7 protein-coding genes are annotated in these 12,556 nt (G+C 33.9%); 4 read left to right on the forward strand and 3 right to left on the reverse strand.

Annotation, left to right across the window (positions count from 1 at the left end):
• Positions 1-160: 160 nt before the first annotated feature.
• The 3 genes from GQR98_RS18485 to fsa form a co-directional block, all read right to left on the reverse strand.
• Positions 161-4,306, reverse strand: a complete 4,146-nt coding sequence (locus GQR98_RS18485) for a two-component regulator propeller domain-containing protein (protein WP_159020926.1) — start codon at positions 4,304-4,306, stop codon at positions 161-163.
• An 11-nt stretch (positions 4,307-4,317) separates the two neighbouring features.
• A complete protein-coding gene (locus GQR98_RS18490; RefSeq protein ID WP_159020928.1) occupies positions 4,318-7,146 on the reverse strand; it encodes a DUF5060 domain-containing protein in 2,829 nt (942 codons plus the stop codon).
• Between the two features lie 122 nt (positions 7,147-7,268).
• Positions 7,269-7,925, reverse strand: coding sequence for a fructose-6-phosphate aldolase (gene fsa, locus GQR98_RS18495; protein WP_159020930.1), 657 nt, complete (start codon positions 7,923-7,925; stop codon positions 7,269-7,271).
• Between the two features lie 471 nt (positions 7,926-8,396).
• On the opposite strand from fsa, the gene GQR98_RS18500 reads away from it, so the two are divergent.
• Genes GQR98_RS18500 through GQR98_RS18515 form a run of 4 tightly spaced genes read left to right on the forward strand, consistent with a single transcriptional unit; the run spans position 8,397 to position 12,521 of the window.
• Positions 8,397-9,458 carry a pyridoxal-phosphate dependent enzyme gene (locus GQR98_RS18500; RefSeq protein ID WP_159020931.1) on the forward strand — a complete coding sequence of 354 codons (1,062 nt, stop codon included), beginning with the start codon at positions 8,397-8,399 and terminating at the stop codon, positions 9,456-9,458.
• Between the two features lie 42 nt (positions 9,459-9,500).
• Entirely contained in the window at positions 9,501-10,571 is a 1,071-nt protein-coding gene (locus GQR98_RS18505) for a DUF1611 domain-containing protein (protein WP_159020933.1), read from the forward strand.
• Positions 10,571-11,632 (forward strand): mandelate racemase/muconate lactonizing enzyme family protein, encoded by a 1,062-nt coding sequence (locus GQR98_RS18510; protein WP_159020935.1) that lies wholly within the window; start codon positions 10,571-10,573, stop codon positions 11,630-11,632. The genes GQR98_RS18505 and GQR98_RS18510 overlap by 1 nt, the downstream gene beginning before the upstream one ends.
• 1 nt (position 11,633) lies before the next feature.
• Positions 11,634-12,521: a serine hydrolase gene (locus tag GQR98_RS18515; protein WP_159020936.1), complete on the forward strand. Its 888-nt coding sequence runs from the start codon at positions 11,634-11,636 to the stop codon at positions 12,519-12,521.
• Positions 12,522-12,556: the final 35 nt, after the last annotated feature.

Consider the following 12,556-nt stretch of genomic DNA (forward strand, 5'->3'; position numbering starts at 1 on the left):
TTGATGTTAAAATATTGATATACGTAAAATAAGGCAGCTAGAAATATTAAGATTGAATACGTTTAACACAGATTATAATGCATAAAAAAACACATAAAAACTATGCTTTTACAAGCTGCTTTTATGTGTTTTTCTTCTTTATTTTGAAGTTATAATCTATTTACACCTCATCATCTTTTACCTTAACCTCGGTAGGTAGAATTCCGAAGTGGGCCTTAAAACATTTTGTAAAATATGAAGGTGAAGAAAACCCTACTTTATAGCATACTTCGCTAATATTAGAATTTCCGGTTTCAAGAATTTGTTTAGCCTTCTGTATACGTATTTTTCTTAAAAACTCATTTACCGTTTGGCCTGTAAGCGATTTTATTTTGCGATAAAGCTGACTTCTACTTAAATTTAATTGCGATGCCAAAACCTCAACACTTAAATCGGAATCACTCATGTTTTCACTTATGTAGCTCAGTACTTTTTGTATAAACTCTTTATCAATAGATGTAGTTCCGGCTTGCTCCTTACCACTAATATCTCCAAAATATTTATCGAATATTAACTTTCTACTCGTTATTAATTGCGCTAAACGTAATTTTAGTAAACGCATATCAAACGGTTTTACCATATACGCATCGGCACCAAAACCAATACCTTCCATACGGTCGTCTATTCTGGTTTTAGCCGTTAGCATTAATAACGGAATATGACTCGTTTTTATATCCGTCTTTATTTGTTTACAAAACTCAAACCCATCCATTTCTGGCATAATAACATCGGTTAGAATAATATCTGGTATAGATTGTTTTGCAATTTTCAAGCCTTCTTTTCCATTTTTTGCAACCAATATTTTGTAATTATTTTTTAATTCACTTTTTAAATATTTTCTCAGCTCCACACTATCTTCTACAATAAGTAATGTACTAGATTTAGTGCCACTTGCCGCATCGCTATCGGTTTCTGTTGCCTCTACAGCAGAATTTAATATAAATTTTTCCTTTTTCGCACTTTCTGAAACCACCTGAGGTGCAAGTTCTTCTTTTGTAAAATGTGTATTTCCAGCAGGAAGTAGAATTCTGAATGTGGTACCCTTACCGACTTCACTTTCCACTTCAACTTTACCTTTATGCAGTTTAATAAAACTTTGCACAACCTCTAAGCCTATACCTGTGCTACCGTAATATCCTTTGTTGAGATTTTCAATTTGATAAAAACGTTCAAAAATTTTATTTATTTGATCTTTTTCTAATCCTGGACCTGTATCCGATATTCTGATTTCTAATGCCTTACGTGGTTCTTTTTCATCTATTAAAGGGAATAAAACCAAATCGTCTGTCGATAAAATATCTGCATTAATAGCACCACCATCTGGCGTAACTTTTATAGCGTTAGACAGAATATTAAAAATAATTTTCTCCAACATACTCGCATCTGCCCAAATTGGTAAATCGGGCACATCGGAATCCATAGAAAGATAAATATTTCGGTTAGACGCTTCTTCTTTAAAAAAAGCAACCACATCTTTTGTTAAACTTACCAGGTTGAATTCTGAAGCTCTAATATTCACTTTATCGAGTTCTAACTTTCTAAAATCCATAAGCTCGTTAATCATTCTATAAAGCCTATCGGTATTTCGATAAATAACATCTAGTTTATCTTTAACCGTAAACGGAAGACTCAAACCTGTGTCTCTCAAAATGTCTTGTAGTGGGTTAATTATTAAAGTAAGTGGTGTTCTAAACTCGTGAGAAATATTGGTGAAAAACTGAATTTTCTTCTCATTTAACTGATCTTCTTGTGCACGCTGAATACGTTCGTTTTTAATAGCTTCCTTCTCTTTTATTCTACTTTGAGTCATTCTATTTAAAAGATATACTCCCATAAAAAATAAAGCAATGTAACACACCATGGCAACATTTGTTTTCCACCAAGGTGGTAACATAGTTATTTTAAGTGTTAGCGGTGTTTCATTCCAAACTCCATCATTATTCGCGGCTTTTAGTTTAAACGTATACTCACCATAATCTAGATTTGTATAGGTCGCACTTTGCAAATCGCCCACATAATTCCAAGATTCCTCGAAGCCTTCTAAATAATAAGCATATTGATTTTTTTCTGGTCTTGTGTAATTAATTCCGGTATATTCTATAGTAAATACCGTTTGCTCGTAATTAAACTCTAATCTTTCCGTTTCGGTAATAACCTTAGTGAGTGGGCTATTTTCCTGATTTGGAACTACATCTTTATTGAAAATTTTTAATCCTGTTAAAAATAAAGAAGGCACGCTTGAGTTTACCTCTAATTTTTCTGGATTGAAATAATCTATGCCTTTGTAATTACCAAAATAAAGAACACCATCTTCATCTTTTAAAGTCGCGTTGAAATTAAAATCATCGGACAATAAGCCATCGTTAGACGAGTAGCTTGTTACCTCATTCGTTTCAATATTTAATTTTGAAATACCAGAATTACCAGTTACCCAAATATCGCCAGCATTATCTTCAATAATGCCAGTTACATTTTCTTCTTGCAAGCCTGTGATTTTATTATACCATTTAAATTCGTTGGTTTGCTTGTTGTATCTACAGAGCCCTGCGCCACGTGTGCCTATCCAAATATATTGGTTAGAACATTGATATAATGATAAAATATGATTGGCACTTTTTTGATTATTTGGCGCCTGCGACATCTGTTTTTCTAGGGAAGCAAGTTCCAATTCATCATTTTTACTTTTAGTTATTTTGAAAAGCCCAGCGGTAGTTCCAAACCAAATGGTATTATCTTTATCGACTAAAATTTTTCTAACATCGGTTGTTGAAATACTTTCAAATGCGCCAGAATTATAATTTTTAAGCACATCTGTTTCCGTGTTATAAGTGTAGATACCGGAGTAAAAAGAGCCTATCCAAATTATTCCATCTTGATCTTCTGTTATAGATAAAATAGCATTTGAAATTAGATTGCCTTGAGCGTTTTCTACATTAATATTTTCAAACTTATTTTTGTCTTTTTTAAGCACATAAAAACCATTATCCCAGCTTCCTGCCCAAACATTTTCTTTACTATCAATAAAAACAGTTTGAATATAATTACTAGTTAACCCCGTATAATGCTCGGTATTAGAAAGATTTATATGATTAAATTTTGAATTTTTAATATCTATAACATCAATGCCTCCACCATCTGTAGAAACCCAAAGTTTATCTTTACTATCTTCAACAATACCGGTTACAGAACCTGTTTGCAAAGAGTTTACATTGCTTGTTAAACTTTCTATATTACCAAATTTATCAAAAAGTTTATCGCTTACAGCAACACCGCTGTTATAGTAGCCAAGCCAAATGCGCTCTTCCTTATCTAGAAATAAAGACCAAATAGAGTTTGAAAGAATGCTATTTTCATCTCTTTTATGATACAAGTATCGCTTTATAAGTTCTCCATTAGAATTAATATGAAAAAGTCCATCATTCTCAGAGCCAATTAATATGGAATTATCTGGCAACTGAATCATTGCAAGTATGCGCTTATTACTTATTTCAAAATTTGAATATTCAGTAATGGTATCGTCTTCTAATAGATACTTAATAACACCGTTTCCGTAAGTTCCCGCCCATAAATTATTATTATTATTATTATTATTACTCCGTTTTAATGTTTGTATAGGTAGATTAAAATTGGCGTTGCTATTATTATGTGGTTTTCTAATTTTATTATTAGAATAATCCAATACACGAAGCCCTACACTTGTTCCTAAAAACACTGTTTTATTGCAAATTTCTATAGCATTTATAGCAGGATATCTATCTGTATCAATCACCCTTACGACTTCTCGAGTTTCTAAATTCATGAGAAACAAACCTAAACCTCTTGTCCCTATTAAAAGATTGCCATGATGATCTTCTTTAATACTTAATACTGAAATACCAATCTCATCGGTATTACCAACCGGTATTTTTTCAAACTGATCTAAATCCCTATTGTAGAGATTTAAACCATCTTCCGTACCTACCCATAACCTATTTTTTTTATCTAAATAAGATGAAAAAACAAGATTACTCCGCAATGAGGTAGAATCTTCAACTTTAAATTTGTATGATGTATAATCAATACCATCAAACTTATATAAACCCGATCCGTTAGTACAAATCCACATAAACCCATGATGATCTTGGGTTATGGAATATATACCTACTTTAGAAATACCTTCCCTGATATTAACAAAATTAAAATCTTGAATAGGTGTTTGTCCCCAAAAATTCAGGGTTAACAGAAAGCTTAAAAACATTAAAAGATTAGTGCATCTTTTTAGCTGCATATTATTACAATTTATTTAGGACTAAAGTTAACATCATTTGTTAGAATAATTCGATCCATTTTTAAACCATCTTCGCGCATAGAGAACGATAAAATCGATTCTCCTTTTTCTAAATCTAAAAATATAGTTTTTGGCGTACCACAATGATTATCTGTTGCACGCTGCGCCGATGACCAGGTCCATTTATCTTTACCTTTGCACCATTGCATACGCGCTCCGCTTTCTGGCCAAGTGTTATTTACCCCAACATGTACGCCATTATCTTCTGCTCCACTAGAATAAACGCTTGCCCAAACATAATAACGCCCAGATGTATTTATTTTTATTTTATATGAAACCATACCGCCAACACCAGGCAGCGGGAAAAAGTTTTCTCCTTTAATTAAAACATCGTCATGAGTAACCCGAGTATCCGGAAATGCCTCAATATATTTATGAGAACTTGCTGTTTTACTTTGGTCTGTTTTCTCTTTAGCATTTTTAACAATCCATTCTCTATTTGTTCCGTTTTTTGAATTATAATGAAAGTCCTCAGCCTCAATTTCTAATACACCTTCTTTTTCTATAAAAGGTATTTCTGCTTGTAGCATCTCAGGTGTTACCAAACCATCCGGAACTAAAACAAGTTGACTCCATCGTCCTCTAGACCATGCGGTTCCCCCATTTTCTGGTATTTTTTTATTAGTTACCGCTTTAGATGTTATTTGGATAATATCATTTTCTGCAATAAAAAACTGGCCCATTTCGTGACGTTCAATATTAAATATTTTATCGGTTTCCGAGTTTGTTATATTACTCACAACCTCACCATTCTTTAAAATAACGTATTCCGATTCCCCATCGTTCTCGGCCATAGAAATCAACGTCAAGTTGTACAATCCAGATAATCCGCTAAATCTAGTTCTAGCATAAGCAAATTTAGAGCGTTGGTCTTTATCTGCAGCGTTTATAGCTAAAACGTTATTGGACTTATCTTTATAATATACCGCGTTGTTATTATCTGTTTCTATCTCAAAATCCGTTAAAGCATTTAAGGTTACTACTTCTTTTTTAGTTTCCGAAGTTCCTTTTTTCTTTTTACTTTTTAAGGTTAATAAAGCCACCCAATCTTTTTCTTTATTTGGAGGAAAACCAATATCCACTTTTTGTCCGGCTTGTATTTTTTCTATTGTTCCATTTTGCAGGGCTTCGCCTGTTCTTGGATTATACCATTTTACTGAAAACGTATTTTTAGAACCAAATAAGTTAATTTTTGTTTCTTTCACTTCTGGTAAATAAATAGCATAGGTATCATCATTTTTAGCAAAAACAAAATCGTCTGGATTATCAGTTAAACCATCGGCCGATTGCATTTCTGTAAAAGGTAAATACTTCTGAAAAAACTCTAAAGCATATCTAGTTTGATTCCAAACGGCATCTCTAGAGCGCCAATCTTCACATTTTAAATCGTTGTGGTCAAATTTATATCCAAAATACCACTCTACACCAGCACCACCAGCCATTAAATTCCCCCATAACACTTTGTGTCTAATATCATCATGATTAGGATCGTCCTTATCTGGTTTTGCTCCAGTATCGGCAGGGCCAATTTCATCTTGATTTACAACCCAATTTCTTCCATTTTCTTGAGATTGGTCTATCCATTTTTTTGTAATGTTATGTACTAAATCAGGTTCGTGTGTTTGCAACGAAGGCCCATCTAAAAACGGATAGCCTAATAACGGATTTAAAAATAAATCTTGTTCTTTTGGCTGAGAGTGCGTGTGCAAAACCACTAAACTCTTATAAGGATCATGGGTTTTAATGTACTTAGCCATAGCTTTTCTATCGCTATCATTTTGACCTTTTGGCGACCAATGTACAGGACCATTTTCTTCTCCTAAATTCCATGTTATTGCTAAATGATGCGAAAATCTTGCTATTAATTCTCTGTAATATAGTTTTCTTTGTACTCCAAGTTCACCAATATCCATTAACAACTCGTTTTCTGTTTCCTGAGTTACAATATGTAGCATTAAACCTAACTTATCCATGTGATCGAAAACAATTTCCCATTGGTCTAGCTTACTACAATCAAAGCGGTAACGCTCATTCTCGTCTGTCCATGGCCAAACATCTTTTCCATCGCCTTGCACATTCATGGTTAAAAAATAAACAGAGTTCATGCCTTTTGATGCTAGATAATTTAATGCACCAATAATTTTTTTCCCTTTTCCATTTTGCCATGTTGGATCTCCATTTTCCCAATCTTTAAAATGTGGTTGGTATCGGTGTTTATCAGGTGTTTGATCGAACTCATAATATCCTAAAAAGTTTTCAGGACTATCCGTTCCTCCTTTTAAAAATGGTGTATTATTTTCTGCATAGTGCAAATATCTATCGCCTGTATATTGCAATCTTCCTTTTACTTGCTCATCTGGTTTAGTAATTTCAAAATCACCTTTTACACCATCAAAAGCAACCGATTCTCCGGCCTCTTTATTATCATCTATAGCTATATTGTTTCCTTTTCTAAAAGATACCTCGTAAGTCCATGTGCCAACTTCATCTGGAGTAAATCGAACTTGCCAAACCTTACCATCTTTCGCACTTGTTTCAGAAGCATTACCATCTGTAGAATAAAATCCAGGAACGGAATACGTTTTGTTTTTACTTTTAAAAACAACGTTAAGTCTGTAGTTTAAAAACGGATTATCTTCTTGGCTCTCACTAAAAGAGTCTCCAGTAAAACTTAGTGTTATTTTTTGCCATTTTTTTAATGTGCCTTCTACTTTTACATCTTTATATTGCGAAAAAGTTAACTGGGTAATTAAAAAACAGAGTACTGTAAAAATTCTCATTAGATTTAGTTTTGGTTGGTTAATTGGTTTTGGTTTAAATTTCGGAGAATTAAATCAAATACTCCGAAATCTAATTTAGTTTTTATTTACTCTTTAAAAGTAAATATTATTTTTATTACATCCTACCCATTACCTTTCTTATAGTCTTCTAAAAATTTAGCCAAACCACTATCAGTTAAAGGGTGCTTTAATAAACCTGTGATTGATAATAGTGGCCCCGTCATAACATCAGAGCCAATTTTTGCACAGTTAATAACATGCATAGTATTTCTAATAGATGCCGCTAAAATTTGTGTTTCAAAACCATAATTATCATAAATTAACCTTATTTCGCTAATTAGGTTTAAACCATCTGTAGAAATATCATCTAAACGGCCTAAAAAAGGCGAAACATAAGTCGCTCCCGCTTTAGCTGCTAACAAAGCCTGCCCTGCCGAAAAAACCAACGTTACGTTCGTTCTAATTCCTTTATCCGTAAAATATTTACAAGCTTTTACGCCATTAGCAATCATAGGCAGTTTTACTACAATTTGTGGATGCAATGCTGCTAGAGCTTCACCCTCTTTTATCATACCTTCGTAATCGGTAGAAATCACTTCTGCACTTACATCGCCTTCAACTAATTCGCATATTTTTTTATAATGTCCCAAAATCGCATCGCTTCCGGTAATACCTTCTTTTGCCATTAATGATGGGTTTGTTGTTACGCCATCTAAAACACCCAAAACTTGAGCTTCTGCAATATCACTTAAGTTTGCTGTATCAATAAAAAATTTCATAATTTACCTTCTTATATTATTGTTAAGTTTTTACTATTTAGTTTTCATTCATAATAAATAAATTGAATTCAACCCTAAATTGAAAATTCATATTCAAAGCTACGTACAGAAAAGCCTATCCTATATTACAAATCAATCATTCTATGAAACAAATGATGCGCCTGGCTCTATAATTTGCATCTATAGAAACAGTTATTGCCAGATGTTACAAAAACAAAAACCAGATTTTATGGTTTCAATTTTAAATGTTTTAGCGAAAAAACATAAAATATTTGGTGATATAAAAATCAATAACAGCTGTTAAACCTGATGCATTAGCCAACATTTCATGCGTAAAAACCAGCTTCAAATACTCAGCTTTTTTATCATAAAAAAGCACTAAAAAATTTAATAAAAATTTATCTAAAAAATTGCCCTTTATATTCTTTTTGTGTATAAATTAGATACGCAATTAATAAATCTAACAATGCTATGTTATTAAGAGATGGCGTAAAAAATGCGGAGATAAAGGTCTCTTCGGAAACCAGAAAACTAAGTGATTTTGTAAAAAACAAAACCAAATCACTAATCGATAGGTTGGAATATTTTGAAGATATTATAAATATTGAAGTTGGAGATACCGGATTAAATAGAGCGAAAGCTTTAGAGCGCGAATTCGATATTCGCCAACTATACATTAAATATGAAGGAGATAACCCAACAGGCACGCAAAAAGACCGTATTGCCTTTGCACAGGTGTATGATGCTTTGCGTCGCGATTACGATACTATTTCTTTAGCAACCTGCGGTAATTATGGTGTGGCGGTAGCATTGGCAGCAAATTTAGCGGGCTTAAAATGTAAAGTGTTTATTCCTGAAAGTTACCATACCGAGCGTATTAAGGAAATGGAAATGCTTAACGCGGAAATTATAAAGTTGGAAGGCAGCTATGAAGATGTTGTAAAATCTAGCACAGATTATGCTTTTGAGTACGGCTGGTATGATGCCAACCCAGGCGGAGCCAATACACCCTTACAAATTACGGCTTATGCACAAATAGCTTACGAAATCGTGGAAGATCTAGGTGATGCCCCAAAATATTGCGCTGCACCAGTTTCTAACGGCACTTTATTTGCTGGAATATATAGAGGTTTTGTTACGCTTTACAAGCGTGGTAAAACATCGCGTATACCAAAAATGATAGCAGCCTCATCCTCACATAAAAACCCAATTGTGAGTTCTTTTAAAAAAGGATTAAGCTCTTGTGAAGATTTAGACCCCAAGGCTATAAAAGAAACTATTTATAATGAACCGCTTATAAATTGGCATAGTTTTGATGGCGATGAAGCTTTATTTGCATTAAAAGAATCTGAAGGAGATGCTTTTAACGTAAGTGACAAGAAAATGAAAGAGATGGCAACTTTTCTTCTAAAAAAAGAAGGGTTAAAAATATTACCTGCCTCAACCGCAGGACTTATTGGATTGCTAGAACTCGATGAAAAACTAAATTTTGAACCAGACCGCTTTGTGGCAGTCTTAACAGCAAAAAACTAATAAATACGCTTAATTAAGCATATTTTAAAAACTAAATTAAAGATGAAAAAGAAAATAGACGGACGCGCACTTGTATATTGTGAAGGCGCATTTAATACACCTAATGGCAAAACGGCTCACGGCTTAGTACGTTTTACAGAACGCTACGAAGTTGTTGGCGTTATTGATAGCAAATATGAAGGTCAAGATGCTGGAAAAACATTAGACGGAAAAAAGAATGGTATTATAATTTTTAAAGATTTAACTTCTGCTATTAAAGAATTAAAAAACTCTGGTGCTTTACCTAAAACCTTGGTTATAGGCCTAGCTCCCGATGGAGGACGATTACCGCAAGAAGCTAAAGCTACCATAAAACAAGCACTTACCTTAGGCTGGAACGTAGATAGTGGTTTACACGATTTTTTAACAAACGATGAAGAGCTTGTAAAAATAGCAAAAGAAAAAGGTAGCCGCATTCGTGATGTACGCAAAACGCCAGATCGTGATACACTGCATTTTTTCTCTGGAGATATTGAAAAAGTAGACTGTTTAAAACTTGCTGTTTTAGGGACAGATTCTGCTATTGGCAAACGTACCACAGCATGGTTAATCGTGCAAGGTTTACGTAAAGCAAGCCGCAGTGCAGAAATGATTGGTACTGGGCAAACTGCTTGGATGCAAGGTGCTAAATACAGCATGATTATGGATAGTTGTATTAACGATTTTGTTTCGGGTGAAATAGAACACGCCGTTGTTAGCGCTTACAAAAACGAAAAACCAGACGTTATTGTAATCGAAGGACAAGGTAGTTTAATGAACCCTGCTTATCCTGGTGGTTTCGAAATTCTGGCTGCTGGACGTCCAAATTATGTTATCTTACAACATGCACCTACGCGTAAGGAATACGATGGTTTTCCTGGCTATAAATTGCATACATTAAAAAAACAAATTCAAGCAATCGAAACTATTTCTGGTGTAAAAGTATTGGCTATTACTGTAAACCATGAAGGTATGACGGCTGAAGAAATTACACCTGCATGCCAAGCAATTACTAAACAAACAGGTTTACCTGCATTTGATGTTTTAGCACATGGCACGGATGAACTAGTAGAATTGTTAGATTCTAAACTATAATGAAAATAACCAATGTATCATACGAGCGTCTAGATTTAAAGCTTTCAGAGCCTTATACTATCGCTTACGAAACCATATCGAAAGCTGTAAATTTCATTCTTAAAATTGAAACAGATACACTAGCTATTGGTTATGGTTGTGCGGCACCAGACGCTGTGGTTACTGGAGAATCTCCTCAAGAAGTTGAGCAAGACATTAAAGATATTATTATTCCTTTTCTAAAAGGAAAAAACAGCTTTATGAGTACCGAGATTCTGCATGATTTAAAACCACTTCTAAAACGAAAATCATCGGCCTTAGCTATGGTAGACATGGCTTTACTAGATTTAGTTGCTAGAAAAATCGATACACCTTTATATCAATTTTTAGGAGGTTATCGCCATAGCATCCCAACAAGTATCACTTTAGGTATTTTACCTATTGAAGACACGTTGCGCATTGCCGGAGATTATGTAAAAGAAGGTTTTTTTATTCTGAAAATTAAAGGCGGACTTTCCGTAGAAGAAGATATAGAAAAAATGATACGCTTGCGCGATATGTTCCCAAGTACGCAATTGCGCTTCGATGGAAACCAAGGTTATACTGTAAAACAAGCCATTGCGTTTTTTGAAGGGACTAAAAAAGTGGGTATTGAAATTTTTGAACAGCCAACCAAAGAAGGTATGGACGAACTTCTTGGCCAAGTAACAAAAAACACAGGTATTCCCGTTATGGCAGACGAAAGTGTAAAAACATTAAAAGACACGTTTCGTTTAGCTCAAAATGAACGTGTAGACATGGTGAATATAAAACTGATGAAAGTTGGTGGTATTCGCGAAGCTATGCACATCAACTCGGTATCTCAATCTGCGGGCTTAGAAGCTATGGTAGGTTGTATAGACGAATGTAGATTAGGTATTTCGGCAGGATTGCACTTTGCGCTTTCTAGACAAAATATAAAATTTGCAGACCTTGATGGGCATTTAGATATGATTGCAGATCCTTTTAAAGGATTATTTAAACTAGACAAAGGTATTTTATATCCAAGTAAAGCAGCCGGATTAGGACTAATTAAAGACTAAAATGAAAAATAAATTTATATTATATTTCGCCCTTTTGGGAATATTAACTTTTGCACAAGCACAAGAATTGCCTGTAAAAGCTAATACGGCTACTAAACCGCTTAGATCTCTTTTAGATAATACACTTCAGAAAAAATTAGATTCTGAAATGAGTAAACATTCCGATTGGAAAACTCTTATTAGTCAGAACAAAATGGCTATCGGTCTGGTTGATTTATCTGATAAAAATAACATTAAATTCGCCCGAGTAAACGGTAATGAAATGATGTATGCTGCAAGCTTACCAAAAATTGCTGTATTACTAGCAGCAATGGATGCTATAGAAAAAAAGGAGCTTATTGAAACAGCCGATATTAAAAACGATATGAAGTTGATGATAAGTAACTCTAACAACGCGGCAACCACAAGAATGATAGACCGTTTGGGTTATGATAAAATTGAAAAAGTACTCACTAGTGACAAATACAATCTTTATGATGAGGAGACAGGAGGAGGCTTATGGGTAGGGAAACGCTATGCTGCCGGAGGCGCAACCAATCGAGAGCCTATAAAAAACTTAAGTCATGCCGCAACTGTAACTCAGGTATGCCGATTTTACTATATGCTTTACAAAGGTGAACTTGTAAATACGCAACGATCTAAACAAATGCTAGATATTTTAGAAGATCCTGCTTTACATCATAAATTTGTAAACACATTAGATAGAATAGCACCTAGAGCACGTTTGTTTCGTAAATCGGGCTCATGGAAAACGTTTCATTCAGATTCTATATTAGTTTGGGGAGATCCTGGTCGTCGCTATATTTTAGTAGCCTTAATAAATGATGAAAACGGAGAACAAATTATTAGAGACTTAGTAGTTCCTATTGAAAAAGTACTGAATATTTAATCATTTTTTATAACTTAATAGTAAAATAAAACATC

The sequence above is a fragment of the Algibacter sp. L3A6 genome (assembly GCF_009796825.1).
Lineage (GTDB): Bacteria > Bacteroidota > Bacteroidia > Flavobacteriales > Flavobacteriaceae > Algibacter.